Origin of the sequence: Nonomuraea sp. NPDC048881 (assembly GCF_040649795.1) — a bacterium.
GTDB lineage: Bacteria > Actinomycetota > Actinomycetes > Streptosporangiales > Streptosporangiaceae > Nonomuraea.
On record NZ_JBEZGC010000003.1, the window covers coordinates 406,276 to 425,712 of the forward strand.

The 19,437-nt window shown below is 69.2% G+C and carries 14 protein-coding genes and 1 pseudogene; 10 read left to right on the forward strand and 5 right to left on the reverse strand.

Annotated elements, in window-relative coordinates; genetic code table 11:
- Nucleotides 1–73 precede the first annotated feature (73 nt).
- Nucleotides 74–451 (reverse strand): hypothetical protein, encoded by a 378-nt coding sequence (locus AB0C33_RS12770; RefSeq protein ID WP_358286651.1) that lies wholly within the window; start codon nt 449–451, stop codon nt 74–76.
- A 448-nt stretch (nt 452–899) separates the two neighbouring features.
- Between AB0C33_RS12770 and AB0C33_RS12775 the strand changes: the two genes are divergently transcribed.
- Together AB0C33_RS12775 and AB0C33_RS12780 are read left to right on the forward strand one after the other, a co-directional pair.
- The gene (locus tag AB0C33_RS12775) at nt 900–6,722 is read left to right on the forward strand and encodes a LamG-like jellyroll fold domain-containing protein (protein ID WP_358286653.1); all 5,823 of its coding nucleotides are present in this window, start codon (nt 900–902) and stop codon (nt 6,720–6,722) included.
- Between the two features lie 617 nt (nt 6,723–7,339).
- Nucleotides 7,340–7,667: pseudogene (locus tag AB0C33_RS12780) on the forward strand (transposase family protein); the annotation flags it as partial.
- A 7-nt stretch (nt 7,668–7,674) separates the two neighbouring features.
- Here the strand turns inward: AB0C33_RS12780 and AB0C33_RS12785 are convergent.
- Nucleotides 7,675–8,043, reverse strand: coding sequence for a hypothetical protein (locus tag AB0C33_RS12785; RefSeq protein ID WP_358286655.1), 369 nt, complete (start codon nt 8,041–8,043; stop codon nt 7,675–7,677).
- Between the two features lie 962 nt (nt 8,044–9,005).
- On the opposite strand from AB0C33_RS12785, the gene AB0C33_RS12790 reads away from it, so the two are divergent.
- On the forward strand, nt 9,006–9,380 hold the full coding sequence (locus tag AB0C33_RS12790) for a hypothetical protein (RefSeq protein WP_358286657.1): 375 nt from the start codon (nt 9,006–9,008) through the stop codon (nt 9,378–9,380).
- A gap of 132 nt (nt 9,381–9,512) precedes the next feature.
- Here the strand turns inward: AB0C33_RS12790 and AB0C33_RS12795 are convergent, their stop codons facing one another.
- Nucleotides 9,513–9,707, reverse strand: a complete 195-nt coding sequence (locus AB0C33_RS12795; protein WP_352350685.1) for a CsbD family protein — start codon at nt 9,705–9,707, stop codon at nt 9,513–9,515.
- 194 nt (nt 9,708–9,901) lie between these two features.
- Between AB0C33_RS12795 and purB the strand changes: the two genes are divergently transcribed.
- Nucleotides 9,902–11,332, forward strand: a complete 1,431-nt coding sequence (gene purB / locus AB0C33_RS12800; RefSeq protein WP_358286659.1) for an adenylosuccinate lyase — start codon at nt 9,902–9,904, stop codon at nt 11,330–11,332.
- Nucleotides 11,329–12,132 (forward strand): GNAT family N-acetyltransferase, encoded by an 804-nt coding sequence (locus AB0C33_RS12805; protein ID WP_358286661.1) that lies wholly within the window; start codon nt 11,329–11,331, stop codon nt 12,130–12,132. The genes purB and AB0C33_RS12805 overlap by 4 nt, the downstream gene beginning before the upstream one ends.
- A 23-nt stretch (nt 12,133–12,155) precedes the next feature.
- On the opposite strand, the gene AB0C33_RS12810 is transcribed toward AB0C33_RS12805, so the two are convergent.
- On the reverse strand, nt 12,156–12,752 hold the full coding sequence (locus AB0C33_RS12810) for a dihydrofolate reductase family protein (RefSeq protein ID WP_358286663.1): 597 nt from the start codon (nt 12,750–12,752) through the stop codon (nt 12,156–12,158).
- A 102-nt stretch (nt 12,753–12,854) separates the two neighbouring features.
- Here AB0C33_RS12810 and AB0C33_RS12815 point away from each other — a divergent pair, with 102 nt between their 5' ends.
- The gene (locus AB0C33_RS12815) at nt 12,855–13,895 is read left to right on the forward strand and encodes a DUF4037 domain-containing protein (RefSeq protein WP_358287566.1); all 1,041 of its coding nucleotides are present in this window, start codon (nt 12,855–12,857) and stop codon (nt 13,893–13,895) included.
- 71 nt (nt 13,896–13,966) lie between these two features.
- On the opposite strand, the gene AB0C33_RS12820 is transcribed toward AB0C33_RS12815, so the two are convergent.
- Complete coding sequence (locus AB0C33_RS12820) at nt 13,967–14,722, reverse strand: MerR family transcriptional regulator (RefSeq protein WP_358286665.1); 756 nt, start codon at nt 14,720–14,722, stop codon at nt 13,967–13,969.
- Nucleotides 14,723–14,751: 29 nt separating this feature from the next.
- On the opposite strand from AB0C33_RS12820, the gene AB0C33_RS12825 reads away from it, so the two are divergent.
- The 4 genes from AB0C33_RS12825 (at nt 14,752) to AB0C33_RS12840 (ending at nt 19,372) form a co-directional block, all read left to right on the forward strand.
- Entirely contained in the window at nt 14,752–15,555 is an 804-nt protein-coding gene (locus AB0C33_RS12825) for a MerR family transcriptional regulator (protein WP_358286667.1), read from the forward strand.
- Nucleotides 15,556–15,649: 94 nt separating this feature from the next.
- Nucleotides 15,650–17,104, forward strand: coding sequence for an alpha/beta hydrolase (locus AB0C33_RS12830; protein WP_358286669.1), 1,455 nt, complete (start codon nt 15,650–15,652; stop codon nt 17,102–17,104).
- A 106-nt stretch (nt 17,105–17,210) separates the two neighbouring features.
- Entirely contained in the window at nt 17,211–17,912 is a 702-nt protein-coding gene (locus AB0C33_RS12835) for a response regulator transcription factor (RefSeq protein WP_358286671.1), read from the forward strand.
- Nucleotides 17,909–19,372, forward strand: coding sequence for an ATP-binding protein (locus AB0C33_RS12840; RefSeq protein WP_358286673.1), 1,464 nt, complete (start codon nt 17,909–17,911; stop codon nt 19,370–19,372). Before AB0C33_RS12835 ends, AB0C33_RS12840 begins: the two co-directional genes overlap by 4 nt.
- Nucleotides 19,373–19,437 lie beyond the last annotated feature (65 nt).

Consider the following 19,437-nt stretch of genomic DNA (forward strand, 5'->3'; position numbering starts at 1 on the left):
GTGCGAGGTTTCTCACCTCGCGCCGGGCATCCGGCCGTTCGGGGTGCGGCTGGGCCTCACCGGGTCGGGGGCGTCACACGTCGTTGAAGGAGGCGCTCTGGTCGAACAGTGTGCGGAAGGGGTAGAGGCTCTCGAAGATGACCGCGCGGGTGGTGACCTGCGCGCCGCCGACCGCCCATTGCGAGGCGATGACGTAGTGGGCGTTGACGGCGATGTTGGCGCAGCCGGTGAGGTCGAGGTATCCCATCGGCTGGCCGGATGAGGTGGCGTGGCCTTCGCCTCTGCAGCCGTTGCCGGTCTGTCCCTTGGCGATGACGTACATGTCGGAGATCAGGTCGAGCCCGTTCTTGCTGGCGCAGAGCCGGATGGTCCAGCCGTTCTGCGACCTGTCGGCGCAGCCGCCGGCGGCGTGCGCGGGGGTCGTGGCGCCGGCCACGAGAGAGGCGCTCATCAGGAGCGCGCTGAGCACTGCTGCCGCCCGGCGGAGGAGAATGCGGCGGTCGCGGTGTGTTCCGTCGGCATGGGGCATGCGCCGTTCCTTTCGTTGCGGGAATTCGGTTTTCTGGCGCGGGGCCAGGTGCTTCATATGTAATTTCTGCGGTCGGCGGGCGGCAACGTGTTCATTTGGTCCACAGCGGGCTGGGCTGTGGTGGTTATGGGGGACGCGGGCACCACAGTGCGCCGTGGAGGGCCGGTTTTGCAGGCGTGATCGCCTTGCCACTCCGCGTGTTGTGAGAATGGCAATTACCAGTAATTCGGCCAGGTACATCGTGCCGGAGAAGGCGGCCGTTACAGATTTTATGTTTACCTTATTGTGATCCCTGATCTTGTTGCCCGGCGATCTTGACCGTAGGTAAATCTTGTTTGCTAATCCGACTCGGCACAGATTGTGAGTGTCAGTGAACAAGTTAGTCAGCGCGGTAACGGTGAGCGGGAAGCCGCCCAGGCGCCTCGCCGTCGCCGCGACGCTCATGGTGGCGGCGTCGCTGCTGGTGGCCGGCGCCACGGTGGCGTCGGCCGATCCCGAACCGGCTCCGACCGCGACCCCCGCTCCTCCGTCGATGACGACCTTCCCCAAGCCGGACGATCCGGACGCGCCGCTGCGGGCGGCGGTGGCCCAGGCGCGCAGGTCGGGGCAGCCGGTGCCGGTGGAGGCGGCCTTCACCGAGTCCGCCCGCGTGTGGGCCTATCCCGACGGGCACCTGACCACCCAGGCCTACGACGGGCCGGTGCAGCTCAAACAGGCCGATGGCGGCTGGGCCCCGATCGACACGAGCCTGGTGGAGCGGGACGGCGTGCTGAGGCCGAAGCTGGCCAAGGCCGACGTGAGCTTCTCGCTGGGGGGCGACGGCCCGTTCGCCTCACTGGCACGTGACGGGAAACAGCGGGTCGCCCTGTCCTGGGGCGCGCCGCTGCCACGCCCGGAGATCACCGGCGACAAGGCCCGGTACGCCGACGCCGCCGGGCCCGGCGCCGATCTCGTGGCCACGGCCCTGCCCACCGGGTTCCGGCACGACGTCGTCCTGCGCGAGCGGCCCACGAAGCCGGTGGAGTTCCGGCTGCCGGTGGAGACCGACGGCTTGACGCTCTCGATGTCGAAGGGGGGCGGGCTGGCGCTGAAGAACAACAAGGGCAAGACCGCCCTGTCGGCTCCGGCGCCCCGGATGTGGGACGCCGCCGCGGCCGACACCGCCGACGGCCGGCCGGGCCGCGAGGCCAAGGTCAGGACGAGCGTGGAGAGCAAGGACGGCCGGACCGTCCTGGTGCTGAAGCCGGACCCGGCCTGGCTGGCCGACCCGGCCACCCGGTACCCGGTGACCGTTGATCCCACCACCACTCTGGGCGTCACCCAAGAGGTGGGGATCATGTCGCCCAACTCCCAGATCTCCCCGGGCAGGGTCGGCCGCCAGAACTACCGGTACTGCACCGGGACGTGGCCCAACCAGACCTGCGCCGACAGGCCGGAGACGCTGCGGGCGCTGATGGCCTTCGACACCACGTCGATCGCCAACCGGAACGTGCTCAAGGCCACCATGCAGCTGACCCTGCGGGCCAACGCCAGCTCCTGCCTGGTCAACTACCAGTCGATCTTCGCGCACCGGATCACCGAAGCCTGGGTGGCCGACGACACGTTCTGGAGCAGGCAGCCCGCCACCACCCCCGACGGACGCTCCTCGATCAATCCGTGCATCCAGCCGCAGACCGCCGGGGCGGTGTGGAGCTGGGATCTGACCGCGATGGCTCAGGCCTGGGCCGGCGGCACCCCCAACCACGGGCTGATGCTGCAACTGGGCACCGAGACCACGCCCCCCTCCAACGCCAGCGAGAACTTCGACTTCTGGGCGCAGATGTTCGGCCAGAACGTGCCCAAGCTGAGCGTGGACTGGGTGCTGCCGCCGGAGATCCCGACTGTGGCCGCCGAGTCCATCGACTCTCTGAGCGGCACTGACGCCATCGCCCGCTCCACGGCGGTGAAGGTCACCTACAAGTCCAGCGTGCCCGAGGCGACCCCGCTCGACTACACCGTCAGCGTCAACGACTCCACCATGGCCCCGCCCCCCGCGCAGCTTCCCACCGGCGAGGCCGCCTACTGGAAGCTGGACGAGACGTCCGGAGCCGGCGCGGCCGACGCCTCCGGCCACAACCTGAACGCCACCCTGACCGGCGCCTACAGCCGCGTCCCCGGGCAGGTCGGCCAGGCTCTCAAACTGTCCGGCGGCACCGGCGCCACCGCCGGGCCGGTGCTCAACACCGATCAGAGTTACACGGTGACGGCCTGGGTCAAGCTGGAGGACAGCGCCGAGGACCAGGTGGTCTTCTCCCAGCAGGGCGTCAACCAGCCCGCCTTCACCCTGGCCTACGCCCGCTCGACGGTGCCCGAGGTCGATCAGCGGTGGGTTCTCACCATGGTCACCCAGGACATCCCCGATCGGATCTACGAACAGTGGGCGGTCTCCAAGAACATCGCCCGGGTCGGCCGATGGAGCCATGTGGCCGTCCAGTACGACCAGACCGCTCACAAGATCCGGCTGTTCGTCGACGGCGAGCTGGCCGACGAACGCGATCACACCGCGAACTGGAACGCCCGCGGCGCCTTCCAGTTCGGCAAGGGGCAGATCGCCGGTGACCACACGCCCTTCACCGGCGCGATCGACGACGTCCACGCCTACCAGCGGGTGCTGTCGCCGGCCGATCTGCGCACGATGGTCACCGCTCCCGGCACGACGACGAACAACGGCGTGCCCGCCGGTCAGGCCCCGGAGAGGATCTTCTCGCTGGACAATCCGGCCAGCTTCAAGTTCGTGGTCAAGGCGTGCCGGACCGGGGTGACGCCGCCGTCCTGCAACGAGAGCCCGGCCTACCGCATCACCTCCGACGCGGCGACGCTGCCCACCGACACCGAGACCGGCATGGCCGACCCTGTCCAGCCGATCCTGTCCGGCATGGTCAACCGCCCCTCCGGCGGGCCGGTGACCGCCAAGTACTACCTGTACGACAACGCCGGAACCCCGGTCGGGTCGGCTCCGCTCGGGACCCGGAAGGTCAGCGGCGGCGAACGCGCCTCCTTCCAGATCCCGGCCAACACGGTCCAGCCCGGCAGCACCTACAAGTGGCAGATGGTGGCCTGCGCCGTCGGCCAGGGCGGCACCACGACGCCGGGCGACACGCCGGCCCCCACGCCCACACCGACGCCGACCCCCACGCCGCTTCCCCAGGGGCTCGTGGCGGCCTACGGCATGAACGAGGGCGCCGGCACGAGCGTCGGCGACGTCTCCGGCAAGAACAACACCGGAACCGCCCAGAACACGACCTGGACCGCCGGCAAGTACGGCAAGGCGCTGTCCTTCAACGGCACGTCCAGCAAGGTCTCCGTCCCGCACGACGCCGGCCTGGTGCTGCCGCGGGGCATGACCATGTCCGCATGGGTCAACCCCACCAGCGTGAGCGGTTGGCGCAGCGTCGCCTTCAAGGACTACACGGGCGGCGTCGGCTACGGCCTGTACGCCTCCAACGGCACGGCCCCCAGCAGCTGGCTGCGTTCCGGCGGCGTCCACCAGCAGGTCGACGGCACGGCGGCGCTCTCCACCGGCACCTGGTCCCACCTGGCGGTCACCCACGACGGCACCACCGCCCGCCTGTACGTCAACGGGCAACAGGTCGCGCAGAAGGCCGTCGGCGCTCTGGAGGACTCCGGCGGCGCCCTGCAGATCGGCGCCAACACCAACTGGGGCGAGTACTTCGGCGGCACGATCGACGAACTGCGCATCTACAGCCGCGCGCAGAGCGCCGCCGAGATCCAGGCGGACATGCAGACCCCGATCGGCGCACCCCCGGCCCCGACCCCTACCCCCACTGCCACACCGACCACACCGACCACACCGACGACCCCGATGCTCGAAGAGGTCTGCACCTCCAAGACCGCCCCCGTCTCCTTCACCACCCCGGGCACGCCACCGCCGCCCCCGGTGGAGGACGTCCGGCACCTGACGCTGGGCAAGGACAACTTCGTCATCAAGACCGCCAAGACCGACCCGACCGCCTGCGACGGCGCGCCGTGTCCGCTGGTCGACTCAGATGCCCTTCAGGCAGGAGGTGCCGCCCAGGACAAGGTCGCCTCAGTCATCGGGGTGCGGCTGGATGAGGTGCCCGACGGAGCCAGCTTCATCGGGGCCATTTTCAAACCCGGAAGTGCTCTGTGTGGAGGAGCTGCATGCCCAGACGGCGTGGTTCTGAAAGTCTCCGGGTTGAACAACAGCGTGACTCAGGACAGCAGAGGTTCAGATCTGGCCGCTGATGTGGATGCGGCCGATGTCAACGATCTGCCGTTGTCTGTCGGCCAGGTCGATCTCAAAGACAGTACGGCGATGTGGTACCTGGTGACCGCAGAGCACGAGCAGCCGGTCACTCTGGGCGGCCCGAGCGCTGCTGAGCAGCTCAGCCTCGCACTGACCTACATCTTGCCCGGCCCGCCGTCGAAGGTCCTGAACCTCAACGCATCCGCTGGCGACAAGGGCTTGGTCGCCAGCTGGGGCCTGCCGGAAGACACCGGCGGTCTGGTGCTGCTGGACGGCTACGACGTGGAGATCGTCGATGGTGCCGGACAGGTGGTGAGCAGCTGGGACACCGATCAGCCGTCGATAGCGGTCGGGCAGCTGGCCAACGGCACCGCCTACACCGTTCGGGTCCGCGCAAGGACGAAGTACGGCGTGGGTGAATGGGAAGCAGCCACCGTCACTCCGAAGCCGGCACCGCCTCCTCCCGCGCCCGGTGGTGGCGGGAACGATCGATGCCTGGACCGGCCGGCCGCAACCGGACAGGCGGCAATCGACGACTCGGCCGCCTCGTCGGTTGATGCCTACAAGCAGCGCATCAATGACTACTTCAAGGCGCAGGACGCCGTGCTGGAGGGGCAGGCGGCCACGGTCTTCGAGGCGCCCGGAGTCGTGGCGAGTCATCCCATGACAGCCAAGCTGTCTTTGCTCAACCCGGTGCTGGTGGCGGAGAAGGAGCAGCTCGACAAGGGTGGGATCACAAGGTCGGATTCGGTGGTCGAGGTGTTCAACGTCGTTCCCCAGGCCATGCCGGATGGCACCGTGCAGGTGACGGCCTCCATCAAGCGTTCCTGGAAGGAGACGGCCTCTCAGTCGCCTGCGGCTGCCACGAAGGCCGGCGCGGGGCAGGTCGAACCGAGCCAAGCGACCATCAGTATCTTCGTCTTCGGGTGCGAGGGCGGCATCATCGATGTCGCGCTCCCCGATGATGCCAACCAGGACGGCAGCGACTTCGACGACGCCGGCAGCTGCGGCGACACGATCGAGGGCAGTGCGACCAATCGCGCGGCGGCCACCCCTCATTGCGGGGAAAGCGACGATGCGGGATACGCCTCCTCGTGCGGCATCCAGGTCCCAGGAGGAGTTCGAGGGGACAAACCAGAGGAATATCGCGTCAAAGACTTCACTCGCATGACCTGTAAGATCCATGAACCTCTGGGTGCGAAGGGCTGGTACTGGGATAACACGGTGCGGGCCCAGTGGGACCGCAGCCAGGAAACGGACATCTACGATGAGGATGAAATATGGCGGCTCGATGATGTCGTAACATCGCTTACCTTCGCCTCGAAAAGCAAGAAATATGGCGCCGCTTCGGCCTTCGGCAAAGTCCTCACCGGCTGGAGCAAGGATGCCGCCAAGCCGTCAGAGAATTCGCCGAACACGAAGGTCTTCATGAAGAGCCACGCGTGTTTCGTTCATGACAGCACCTCTTGGTCTCCCAGCCTGGATATCAGTGGTGGCTTCGACGGCAAGCCGAGCGTGACAGGAGGGATCAGCCTGGAGGTTCAGCATGCAAAAGAAGACGACTGCGTAGGGACGGATGTCGCCGACGACATGATCGACCTCAGCGAAAAGCGAACCTACGTTTCCGCCATACCGCCGATACGCTCGAAGTGCAAAGAAAGCGCGCTGAGCACCTGTACGATCAATCAGTACGAACAGCAGCTCACCAACGTGGTGACGGTCAACTTCACCTGGACAGTAAAGGCTGGCAGAGGGAAGAAGGACAGAGCAAACTATCACTACCAGCCATGGACCCATGATCTCTATTGGCTCGTGAACCGTGAGATCGACACGGATCTCCTCGGTAATACCACGGAGTGGTCGAGGCTGATGGAATGCAGCGTCACCTCCACCAGGCGAAAGCACTTCCCGAACCAGAAGCTTTAGCAACACGGGCTTGATCGAATGGCCATCTGGGCTTCGACTCGAAGCTTGGATGGCCATTCGTCGGCATCCAGGATACGGATCTTGAGAGAGGTGCGACCGGCCAACGGCCACACGCGCGACTCGACGGACGGCTGTCCTTGCAGCCATGATATGCGCGGCATTCTCGGGGCTTGTTTGGGGCCTCTGGCCTGGGCCCTGGGGTGCAATGGCGGCCTCGATCGGACCAAGTTCACTCTGGTCGGGGCGGCAAAGGTGACCAATCCTGCCTATCATGTTCGCGAGTCGGGAGATTATTCGACGACATCCTGTCGTGCGAGCGTGGGGGGCTGGACAAGATAAGAAAGGTTCGCTTCCGCCTGCAGCCGCTCGGCCATGACGCGCGCAAGTCATGGTTGCACAACACTGCCGAATTCGAGCTGAGGCTGGACGGTTCGATTGTTTCTCCTCGTCTTGAAGAAACGTATCTGTCAAGCATCATCTCGAATCCAGCAACCTTCGGAGAGACGTCTACGAAGACCGTCCAGGCGATACTCGGAGCGCAGCCTGCACCTGCATATGGCTTGGTAGTGGGTTTCAGGGGGTATTGAAGGTAATCAGCCGGAGGAGTTCCGATACCGCACGACCTGACTGCAGCACGCGCCACCGGCCTGATCGACGCGCTGACCACCGCCGGAGTGAAGACCTTCGCCGACAAGGGATATCAAGGCGCGGGCGGCTGCATCCGCACGCCGTTCAAGGGTCATCGGCTGCGGCCGCCGCTGTCGCCATCAGTGCTCGGTCAACCGCGCGCACGCTCGCATCCGCGGCTGCGGGGAACGCGCCGTTGCCACCTTGAAGACCTGGAAGGTCCTGGCCCGCCTGCGTTGCTGTCCGCACCGCGCCACCACGATCGTGCAGGCCATCCTCGTCCTGCAACTCATCCAAGAAGGCCGCTACTCAGGATGACAAGCGCTCACCGCAGCTCTCCGATAGCGGCCACCACGTGCCACCCACCGCCTTTGCAGGTCCAGCGCGCTGCCCCGCCCACCTGTTCCGGATGCAGCCCGAAGGAGTGTGCCGGGCAGGTCGGCCAGGCCTTCCCATCCTGCTCGGCGATCACCGCTTGGGCCAGGCCGGCGATCAGCACGAGGGTGGCAACCGGTTCATGCTCTTCGTCAGCACGCAGTCCTTGGCTGGAGTATCGACCCTTGTATTCGACGCGCAGGTAACCGTGCTCGTCCCACTCCGGGATGTCGAAGCCGAGTCGTCCGGCGACACCGGTCACGCCCATGTCACCTTGTACTGCGAGTACCGCGTCATCCAGCACCTTGTTGGTGGTCATGTCCCTAAGCCTGGCGCACTTTCAGCGGTCGGCGCCGGCCTTTCCTCATCCAGCAGCCGCAGCATCATGGCTGGCCAACGGATAGTGGAGAACGGGTGAACCGCTGCCCGGCAGGCCGCACGGCGGTGCCACATCGGCCTCCATCCAAGGCGCTTGGTGAACGAGGATGAAAAGAGCTCAATGATCAACATGTCGGCATCACGGACAGCGATCCCTCCACGTAGCCGGCGCGACCCATCAGGCAGTTCCAGCAGCGTCGGACCTCAGTGAAGTCGAGGTCGCCGCCATGCCAGGAAGGGGAGTCACGGCCTTGAGGCGGGCAGGGATCAGACGCCATATGGTCGAACTGGCCTCATGCATGGCTCGTCAGGGGATGTGCGTTGTGGCTCGCTGCTCACGTCATGTTCAGAGGCCGAGAGCATGCACAAACGGGCGCACAAAACGTCGACGCGCATCAATCGGTTCCTCTCCCGGTCGTCAGCCAGCGTGGCGAGTGCATGTGCACCAACGGGACGGGCCCGCAGGTGGGGGCTGTCCAGGGAGCGCAGTATCCAGCGTGCGGCAGACGCCTTGATGACGGCGTCGCCAATCCCGTAGGCGTCGGCGGGCGGGGAGGTGGGGAGAAGAGGTGCGCTGTGGGGGGCGAGTGTGAACCGCCGTGCCGCCCCCGCCACACCGCCGGCCTCAGCGCACGCTCCGGTCAGCCTGAGGTGGTCCGAAGCGGTCGTCCGTGCGGGCAACGAAAAGGAAAGAGGGGCGGCATGAAGTAAAGAATGCCTTCGCCGGCGATTTCGGCGGCGCAATGGAAATGCGGGTGAGCGTTTCGGGGGCGGATATGCGTTCGCGGGCGAAAAACAAATTCCGGGCGGACGCCTTGACGGTTGCCGGTAATGGCGGGTCACGATGGAGGGGCCAGAGGAAGATGTCCTGTGGGAGGAAACGTGTTCAAGGAAGCATGCGCCGTGAGCGCCCTTGTCGCTGCCGCCCTCGCCCCTTCGATGGCCTCGCAGGCACTGGGGGAGAAAGTCCACGCCACCACCGCCACGCCCGCCACGTCGGCCGCGCTTGCCGACTGTGCCGCGGGCGGCGCCGCCGGGAACGCGCCCAAGTGCAAATACCTGGAGGAAGGCAACAAGCGGTGCTACTACTGCCGCGACAAGAAGGGCGGCGGGTACAAGAAGCAGTACTGCGAGCAGAAGACCAAGCAGCCGGAGCAGTCGACCGAGCGCGAGTGCAAGACCACCAAGGAGCCGATCACGGGGAGCCCGGACCGTACGTGCAAGACCTGCACGGACGCCAAGACCGGCAAGGTCCTGTCCCGGGAGTGCAACAGCTAGCCGACGCGGGGCCCGCGCTTCCGACGACGGTCCGGCCGGCCCGGTAGCGGGGGCCGGTGACCGGGAAGCGGGGGAGGCGGTGCGGTGCGAGGTCGAAACGACCCGCCGCGCCGCCCCCCAAGGCCGCGGCGGTCACTTCTTGAAGGCGTCCTTGACCTTCTTGCCGGCGTCCTTGACCTTCTCGCCCGCCTGCTTCAGGCCGCCTTCGGTCTGGTCGGCGCGGCCTTCGGCCTGGAGGCTCTCGTTGTCGGTGGCGTCGCCGATGTTCTCCTTGGCGCGTCCCTTGAGCTCCTGGGCCTTGTTGCGGATCTTGTCGTCGGTGCTCATGTTCATGCCTTTCTGGTCGGGTCCTCGCGACTTCCTGTACTTACCGGCCAGGGCGGGCGGAAACATGGCGCGCGTCCGGCCGGGCGCGTGACGGCGCTGGTCAGCGCCCCTGCGTGAGGGCGGACGCGGCCGCCGGGAAGCCTGTGCGGGCTGGATGCGGTGGGGGTGACGGGGTGTGAATAGACTTGTCCAACGTGACTTCCAAGCCGCGCATCCCGAACGTCCTGGCCACCCGCTACGCCTCACCCGGGCTGGCCCGCCTGTGGTCTCCCGAGTACAAGATCATCGCTGAGCGGCGGTTGTGGCTGGCGGTGCTGCGGGCGCAGGCCGAGCTCGGGGTGGCGGTGCCCGAGGGCGCGGTCGCCGACTACGAGAAGGTGGTCGAGCAGGTCGACCTGGACTCGATCGCGGCGCGCGAGCGCGTCACCCGCCACGACGTCAAGGCGCGCATCGAGGAGTTCAACGCGCTGGCCGGGCACGAGCAGGTGCACAAGGGCATGACCTCGCGCGACCTGACCGAGAACGTCGAGCAGCTGCAGATCCGCGACAGCCTGCTGCTGGTCCGCGACCGCGTCGTGGCGCTGCTGGCCCGCCTGGCCTCCCTGGCCGAGGAGCACACCGCCACCGTCATGGCCGGGCGTTCGCACAACGTGGCGGCGCAGGCGACGACGCTGGGCAAGCGGTTCGCCTCGGCCGCCGACGAGCTGCTGGCCGGCTACCACCGGCTGGAGGAGCTGATCGGCCGCTACCCGCTGCGCGGCGTCAAGGGCCCGGTCGGCACCTCCCAGGACATGCTCGACCTGCTGGGCGGCCGGCAGGACAGGCTGGCCGAGCTGGAGGAGAAGGTCACCGCCCACCTGGGGTTCTCCCGGCGGCTGACCAGCGTCGGGCAGGTCTACCCGCGGTCCCTGGACTTCGAGGTGGTCTCGGCGCTGGTGCAGCTGGCGGCCGCCCCGTCCTCGCTGGCCAGGACGATCCGGCTGATGGCCGGGCACGAGCTGGTCACCGAGGGGTTCAAGGAGGGGCAGGTCGGCTCCTCGGCGATGCCCCACAAGATGAACACCCGCTCCTGCGAACGCGTCAACGGCCTGACCGTGGTGCTGCGCGGCTACGCCTCGATGGTGGGCGAGCTGGCCGGCGACCAGTGGAACGAGGGCGACGTGTCCTGCTCGGTGGTGCGCCGGGTCGCGCTGCCGGACGCGTTCTTCGCCTTCGACGGGCTGGTGGAGACGATGCTGACGGTGCTGGAGGAGTTCGGCGCGTTCCCGGCGGTGATCTCGGCCGAGCTGGGCCGCTACCTGCCGTTCCTGGGCACGACGAAGATGCTGATGGCCGCCGTGCGCGCCGGCATGGGCCGCGAGCAGGCCCACGAGCTGATCAAGGAGCACGCGGTGGCGGCGGCGCTGGCGATGCGGTCGCGGGGCGCGTCCAACGAGCTGCTGGACCTGCTGGGCGGCGACGAGCGTTTCCCGCTGGACCGCGCCGAGCTGGAGGCGCTGCTGGCCGACCGGGTCTCCTTCACCGGCGCAGCCGCCGCGCAGGTGGCCGAGGTGGTGCGGCAGGTGGGGCAGGTCGTGGCCGAGCACCCGCAGGCCGCCGCGTACCGGCCGGGCGAAATCTTGTGATCCACCGGCTCGGCGACCCGGGCGCGCTGCGGGCCGCGTGCGGCGACGACGACCTGGTCGTGTGGACGGCCCAGGACCTGAGTGGTCAGGCCAGCGCCTGGGCGTTACGGCAGGCGGTGGTGGCCGCCGCCCCGGGCATCGCCCGGCACGACCGGCTGGCGGTGTGGGGCGACCCGGACGACGCGGCCGAGCTGGTCCGGCACGCGCTGGCCGAGCTGGGGCCCACCTACCGGCCGCTGGGCGAGCGGGAGCTGATGCGGCGGGTCGCGGCGAGGCTGGAGGGCGTGCGGGAGAGCGGCGCGTTCTCCTGGATGAGCCTGCAGGGGCCGCCGGCCGGCGCTCGCGCCGGCCAGGCCGGCGCCTCGCGCCTGGACGCCGCACCCTTGGACGCCGCACCCTTGGACGCCGGCCCGCCGCCGGTGGTCGGCTGGCTGGACGGCGACGCCGAGCAGGAGATCACGGCGCTGCTGGCCGGGGACGCGCCCTCGTCGTACGCGGTGCCGGGCGCGGCCGGGGTGCGGCGCTGGGCGGGTGTGCGGGTGGGGCGCGAGCTGGCGGCGGTGGCGGCCGACGCGTGGTCGGCGCCGTCGGTGGGTTTGCTGGCCGGGGTCGCCACGGCCGCCCGCTTCCGCGGGCGGGGGCTGGCCGAGCGGGTGTGCGGCTGGATGTCGTCCCAGCTCGTGGCCACGCACGGCCGCGCGGCGCTGATGGTGGACGACGTCAACGCCGCGGCGATCAAGGTGTACGAGCGGATCGGCTACCGCCGGCGCCTGGTGCTGGCCTGCCACGTCGCCGGCTGAACCCCCCGCTCGAAGGCGGCGGGTCAGGTGATGGCGCGGTAGGTCAGGTGGGTGGCCAGGGGGGAGAAGTGCGTCTCGACCGGCTCCCACTGCCGGGGGCGCACCTGGGCGAACAGGCGGGTGCCCGCGCCGAGCAGCAGCGGCACCAGGTGCAGGCGCAGCTCGTCGAGCAGCCCTTCGTCGGTGGCCTGGCCGATCAGGTCGGCGCCGCCCATGAAGACGATGTCGCCGTCCCCGGCCACGGTGCGGGCGTGCTCGACGGCCGCGGCCGGGCCGTCGGTGACGAAGGTGAACAGTTCGGGCCGGCGTACCGCTGAGGGCGGGACGTGGGTGACGACGAACACGGGCGTGGCCTGCGCCTGCTCGCGGGCCGAGCCGTAGCCGAGCGGGTCGCCCCACCCGTAGGGGCCGTCGACCACGTCGAAGGTGCGCCGTCCCATGATGACGGCGCCGGTGGCGCGGACCGCGCCGCCCAGGACGCGCGCGTCGACGTCGGTGGGCCGGCGGGCCCAGGCGTGCAGCAGTTCGCCGCCGGTGCCGAGGCCGTGTTCGAGGCCGGGGTCGGGGCCGGTGACGTAGCCGTCCAGCGATACCGAGATGTCGGCGACGACCTTGCTCAACGGGTCCCTCCCCCTGGCGTGTCCGGTCGGTCACCACGCTGTCATCGGCGCTGGGAAAACCGGGTGAGGTTCGGGCGGTGCTCGTGCAGAGTTGACGGCGTGATGTCCAACTTTGTGCCTGGTATTGAGCTTTCTCGTGCCTTCTACGGCGAAGTCGTCGCGCCGCTGCTTCCCGGGGTGCGGCACAGCGCCGCGCTGATCGGCCCGGGGTCTGAGGTGCTCGCGTTCGACACGGCCCGTTCGGCCGACCACGACTGGGGGCCGCGGGTCCTGCTGTTCGTGCCCGCCGGTCAGGTGGAGCCGGTACGGGAGCGGGTGACGGCGGGGCTGCCCGACCGGTTCGGGGGGTTTGACACCGTGTTCGAGTACCACGGGGTGCGGCAGCCGGGGGTGGTGGTCGCCGAGCTGGGGGAGTGGCTGGTCGGGCGGCTCGGGTTCGATCCGCGTGCGGGCGTGTCCCTGCTGGACTGGTTGTCCGTGCCATGGCAGACGCTGGCCGAGGTGACGGGCGGTGAGGTCTTCTGCGACGGGTTGCCGGGTGTGGGGCTGGAGGCGGCTCGGAAGGCGTTGCGCTGGTATCCGCAGGACGTGTGGCGGTACGTGCTGGCCTGCCAGTGGCAGCGCATCGGCCAGGAGGAGCCGTTCCCGGGGCGGTGCGCGGAGGTGGGGGACGAGCTGGGGTCGGCCGTGGTGGGGGCGCGGCTGGCGCGGGAGGTGATGCGGCTGGCGTTGCTGCTGCGGCGCCGCTATCCGCCGTACCCCAAATGGCTGGGCAGCGCGCTGACCCGGCTGCCGGGCTCGGCCGAGCTGGGCGAGGCGCTGGGGGCGGCGATGGCGGCGCGGTCGTGGCGCGAGCGGGAGGAGGGCCTGACGGCGGCGTACGGACGGCTGGCGGCGCTGCAGAACCGCATGGCGCTGACCGAGCGGCTGGAGGAGGGGGTGCGGGGGTTCCACGACCGGCCGTTCCGGGTGATCGGCGGGGAGCGGTTCGCGCGGTCGCTGATGGCGTCGGTGACGGATCCGGTGGTCAGGGGGCTGCCGGTGGCGGGGTGCGTGGACCAGTTGTCGGACACGGTGGAGCTGTTGACCTCGCCCCGCCGGGCGCGCGCACTGACGGCGGCCGCGCTGGACCTCCCAGCTTAGAAATCTACATTGTAAAGGTGCCGGACCTGAACAAGATTCAATTTTTCCGACCAGAAAAACCCGCAACCAGGTCAGACGCGGCGGGCGTTGGCGTGGATGGCCTGGCGGTAGTACGCGGCCAGGCCGGGGGCGCGGTCGTCGTAGGTGGCGGTGAAGCGGGGGTCGGTGGCGTACAGGTCGCCGAGGCCGCGGTGGAGTTCGGGCGTGCAGTCGTAGAACCAGCGGGTGATGTGGGCGCGGTGGCGTTCTGCGATGTCCATGACGTCGGGGTGGTCGGGGGCGAGTCCGCGGGCGTGGGCGGCGCGCATGTCGTCGTCGATGGCGGTGGCTTCGGCGGTGAGCTGGAGCCAGTCGGTCTTGGTGTGGGCGGCGGCGCGGCGGCGGCTTTCGGCGTAGGCGTCGGTGTGGCCCCAGCGGCGTTGGACTTCGGCGTGGTGGTCTTCGGGGGTGAAGTGGCCGAAGACGTCGAAGCGTTCTTCGGGGGTGAGGGTGAGGTGGTGGGTGTGGGCTTGGATGGCGCGTTCGACGTTGGTGATGACCTGGTGGAGGCGTTGGGCTTTGCGGGTGAGGAGTTGGTGTTGGCGGTGGAGGTGGGTGAGGTGGTCGGTGTGGGGGTGGTCGAGGATGTGGGTGATCTGTTCGAGGGGGAAGCCGAGTTCGCGGTAGAGGAGGATTTGCTGGAGGCGGAGGAGGTCGTCGTCGGTGTAGCGGCGGTAGCCGGCGGTGGTGCGTTGGCTGGGGGTGAGGAGGGCGATTTCGTCGTAGTGGTGGAGGGTTCGTACGGTGATGCCGGCCAGTTTGGCGACTTGGCCGATGGACAGGGTCATGGGTCTGACGTTACGTGAGGGTGGGTGTGGTGGTGGATGAGGAGTTGCTGCCGATTGGGCAGTTTGCGCGGCTTGGTCGGTTGAGTGTGAAGCAGTTGCGGCATTACGACGAGTTGGGGTTGTTGCGTCCGGCGTATGTGGATGAGGTGACGGGTTACCGGTATTACCGGGCCGATCAGGCGCGGGAGGCGTTGTCGATCGGGTTGTTGCGGTCGTTGGATGTGCCGTTGGCGGTGGTGGGGCGGGTGTTGTCGGGGGAGGTGGGGGCTTTGGAGTCGGTTCGGGTGTCGTTGGAGGTGGAGTTGGCGCGTCGGCGGCGGACGTTGGCGTCGTTGGAGCGGGTGCTGGCTGTGGGGTTGCCGGCGGCTGAGGTGGATGTGGTGCGGCAGGGCGGGGGGCGGGCGGCGTTCGCGGGTGAGCGGGCGGCGGGGTTGGAGGATGTGGGGCGGGCTACGTCCGCGGCGGTGGCGCGGTTGGTGGCGGGGTTGCCGGAGGGGTTCGGGCCGGTGCGGTTGGTGGGGTTGTTTCCGGTTGATGTGGGTGAGGTGGTGGACGTCCGGGTGGCGTTGTTGCTGGACGACGAGGGGGAGGTCGGTCAGGGTTTCGAGGTGGGGGTGTTGCCGGGTGGGGTGTTCGCGCGGGCGACTCATGTGGGGCCTTATGACCAGATCGCGTTGACGGTGCATGCTGTGCTGGCGTGGTGTGCTGAGCGGCGGCTGGTGGTGAGGGGTGCGGTGCGGGAGGTGTATGTGTCGGATCCGGGGTGTACGCCTCCTGGGAAGTTGGTGACGGATGTACTGGTTCCGGTGGTGGGTGATTTGTCGGTTTCGTGATGAGGTCACGGGCGGCCGGTGACGAGGTCTCTGGTTCGGCGATCAACGACCCGGCAGAGTCGTGGACGTCCCCACCGGAACCGAAAGGCCCCTGATGAAATCCCTTGCCCTGTTGTCCGCGTCCGCCCTGACGGCCACTGTCCTCGCGGCTCCGGCGCACGCCGCCGTCACCTCGTGGAGCTCCTGCCGGCCGGGCGAGGGCGTCGATCCCCGCCAGGAGTGCACGACGATCGAGGTGCCGATGGACTACTCCGCCGTCGGCGGCCCGTCGGTCACGCTGGCGGTGTCGAGGATCAGGACGGCTCGCCCCGACGTGCGCCGTGGCGTGTTGCTGATCATCCCGGGCGGTCCGGGCAGCCCGGGGCTGAACCGGCCCAGCACCCTGGTGAAGAAGCTGCCCAAGGACGTGCTCGACCGCTTCGACATCGTCGGGTTCGACCCGCGTGGCGTCGGGAAGAGCTCGCCGGTCTCCTGCGGGCTCGCGCCCGCCGACCTGTCGCTGACGCGTATGAAGCCCTACCCCGACGCCGACGGCGGGATCGCCGGGAACGCGGCGTGGTCGCGCCGGATCGCCGAGGCGTGCGCCCGTAACGGCGGGTCGCTGATCCGGCACATCAGCACCCGCAACCACGCCAGGGACATCGACCGGATCCGGGTGGCGCTCGGCGAGGACAAGATCTCCTACTGGGGCGTCTCGTACGGCACCTACGCGGGCGCCGTGCACGCCACGATGTTCCCCGGCACCACTGATCGGGTGATCCTCGACAGCAATGACGACCCCGATCCGCACAAGGTGGCGCGCCAGTGGCTGGCCAACTACGCCGTCGGTGTGCAGGACGCCTTCCCCGACTTCGGCGCGTGGGCGGCCGCGCGTGACGGCGACTACGGACTGGGCGCCGACGTGGCCGCGGTGCGCCGGACGTTCCTGGAGCTGGCCGCCCGGCTGGACCGTGAGCCGCTCGCCTGGCCGGGGTCCGGGCCGGAGCAGCGGCTGACCGGCAACCTGCTGCGGGAGACCCTGCTCAACGCGCTGTACTCGCGGGCGAATTACCCGATGCTGGCCGGGCTGTTGAAGGCCGCGCTGAGCGGCGACGAGCTGCCCGCGCCGAACCAGCCGCCGCAGGCCGCTCTGCAGAACACCGCCGCGCACGCCGGTGCCACGATGTGCAACGACGTGGTGTGGCCGAGCTCGCTCGCCCGGCACGAGCAGCAGGTGCGGCGCAGCCGGGCCGCCTACCCGTTGACGGCGGGCATGCCGGTGAATCTGGGGCCGTGTGCGTACTGGCCGTTCCGGCCTGCCGAGCGAGCCACGCGGATCGGTTCGCGGGGTCCGGCCAACGTCCTGCTGATCCAGAATCTGCGGGATCCGGCCACGCCCTACAGCGGGGCGCTGAAGATGCGTGCGGCGCTCGGGCAGCGGGCCCGGATGGTCGCGGTGGACTCCAGTGGTCACGGGGTGTATCTGGCCAACGGCAACGCCTGCGGTGACCGTGCCGTCACCGACTTCCTGGTGACGGGCCGCCTGCCCGAGCGTGACCTGAGCTGCTGAGGCACAGTTCTGGGTCGGGTCGCCGTTCGGCGGCCCCCAGGGGTTGTGCCGATGGCGTCGCGGACGCTCACACGTTTTTCTCACCATGTGCAGGTAGAACGATGTGGTGAACGAACAATCCGCCGCGAGGGTGCTGGTGGTCGACGACGAGCCGAACATCCGCGAGCTGCTGTCTGAGGCCCTGGAGCTGAACGGCTTCGCCGTGCGGGCGGTCTCGGACGGCCGCCGGGCGCTGGAGGAGGTGGCCCGGGAGCGGCCGGACATCATCGTGCTGGACGTGATGATGCCCGGCCTGGACGGGTTCACGGTGGCGCGCAGGCTTCGTGCGGCCGGTGACAGCCCTCCGGTGCTCTTCCTGACCGCCAAGGACGCGGTGCCTGACCGGATCGCGGGGCTGACCGCCGGCGGCGACGACTACGTGACCAAGCCCTTCAGCTTGGAGGAGGTCGTGCTGCGGTTGCGGGCGATCCTGCGCAGGACGCGCCCGCCGGAGGAGCAGGCCGACGACGGCGTCCTGCGGTATGCGGACCTGGAGCTGGACGTACAGGCCCATACCGTGCGCCGGGCCGGGCGGCCGATCCACCTGTCGCCGACGGAGTTCAGCCTGCTCAGGTACCTGATGATCAATGCGGGACGGGTGGTCAGCAAGGCGCAGATCCTCGACCGCGTGTGGGACTTCGACTTCGACGGCGAGAGCAGGATCGTCGAGTCCTACATCAGCTACCTGCGGCGGAAGATCGACGCCGGTGGCCCGCCGCTGATCCACACTCTGCGTGGCGTGGGTTACCGGCTGCAGAGCACGTCGTGAGGGTGGCTCGCCGTCCGTGGCCGTTGCGGTTGCGGCTGCTGGTGGCTCTGCTCGGCCTGGCGGCGGCGGGGCTGGCCGTCTTCGCGGTCGCCGGCACCGTGATGCTGGAGCAGTCGCTGCTGTCGCGCGTGGATGCGCAGCTGGCCGAGTTCTCCGCGACCACCTCTGCCCGCCGGCCGCCGATCGGGCCTCCGCCGCCGCCCGGGAGCGTCCAGTTGCCGACCCAGTTCCGGATCGCCGTCTATGACCGTGCCGGGCGATTGGCTCGGCTGGTCCCCGCGGACGCGACGGGCGGCCCGCAGGTCCCGGCCGAGGCGGTCAGGTCGGTGCCGTACCGGCCGTTCACGGTGCAGGACCGGAGTGGGCGGGAGGACTGGCGGGTGCTGCTCAGGCAGTTGCCGAACGGCGAGCGCGTCGCCTTGTCGATGTCGTTGGAGGCCAACCGTGCCACCGTGCGGCAGTTGCTGGTCATCGAGGCGGCCGCGGGAGCGCTGGTGCTCGTGCTGCTGGGCGCCGTGGCCTGGGCGGTGGTGCGGCTGGGCCTGCGCCCGCTCACGCGCGTCGAGCGCACGGCGCGGGCGATCTCCGCCGGTGATCTGGACCGGAGGGTCGCCGATGCCGATCCGCGCACCGAGATCGGGCGGCTCGGCCAGACGCTCAACACGATGCTGGAGCGACTGTCGGCCGCTCTGCGCGCCCGCCGGCAGTCGGAACAGCGGCTGCGCCGTTTCGTCGCCGACGCCTCCCATGAACTGCGCACCCCGCTCACCTCCATCCGGGGCTTCGCCGAGCTCTACCATCACGGCCAGGGCCCCCGGGACGCGGTGGCCGAGCGGCTGCTGCGCAGGATCGAGGCCGAGGCCGAGCGCATGGGCGTCCTGGTGGAGGACATGCTGCTGCTGGCGCGGCTGGACCAGGAGCCCGCCTTGGCGCCCACCGTCGTGGATTTGCACGTGCTGGCCGGGGATGTCGTTCATGCCGCTCAGGCCCGCGACCGCGAGCGGCCGATCCGGCTGGTCGTCTCGGCCGAGCCGGTGTTCGTGCTGGGCGACGAACATCGGCTGCACCAGGTCATCGCCAATCTGGTCGGCAACGCGATGCGGCACACGGCTGCGGAGGCGGAGATCCGGGTGGAGGTGGCCCCTCGCGCCGTGGCCGGGGTTCCCGCGGCCGGGGTGGTGCACGTCGGCGGCGGGCCCGCTCCGCACGCCAGGGCCGCGCTGGTCGAGGTGCGCGACGAAGGGCAGGGCATCGAGGCCGGTCATCTGCCGCACGTGTTCGACCGCTTCTACCGGGCCGATCCCGGCCGTTCCCGTGACAGTGGTGGAACGGGGCTGGGCCTGGCCATCGCCGCGGCGCTCGTGCAGGCGCACGACGGCCGGATCGAGGTGACCAGCGTTCCGGGGCGCGGCACCGCCTTCCGTGTGCTGCTGCCCCTTGAGCAGCATCGCGACGGCTGAGCACTCCGGCCGTTCATCCTCTCGTCAGGTGCGGTTCACACATTGCTCCCAGCTTCGTGCGGTCA

Coding starts and splice junctions, on each gene's coding strand:
- AB0C33_RS12770 (WP_358286651.1), bottom strand. CDS start 451: ATGAGCGCCTCTCTCGTGGCCGGCGCCACGACCCCCGCGCACGCCGCC.
- AB0C33_RS12785 (WP_358286655.1), bottom strand. CDS start 8,043: ATGACCACCAACAAGGTGCTGGATGACGCGGTACTCGCAGTACAAGGT.
- AB0C33_RS12795 (WP_352350685.1), bottom strand. CDS start 9,707: ATGAGCACCGACGACAAGATCCGCAACAAGGCCCAGGAGCTCAAGGGA.
- AB0C33_RS12815 (WP_358287566.1), top strand. CDS start 12,855: ATGTCCAACTTTGTGCCTGGTATTGAGCTTTCTCGTGCCTTCTACGGC.
- AB0C33_RS12820 (WP_358286665.1), bottom strand. CDS start 14,722: ATGACCCTGTCCATCGGCCAAGTCGCCAAACTGGCCGGCATCACCGTA.
- AB0C33_RS12830 (WP_358286669.1), top strand. CDS start 15,650: ATGAAATCCCTTGCCCTGTTGTCCGCGTCCGCCCTGACGGCCACTGTC.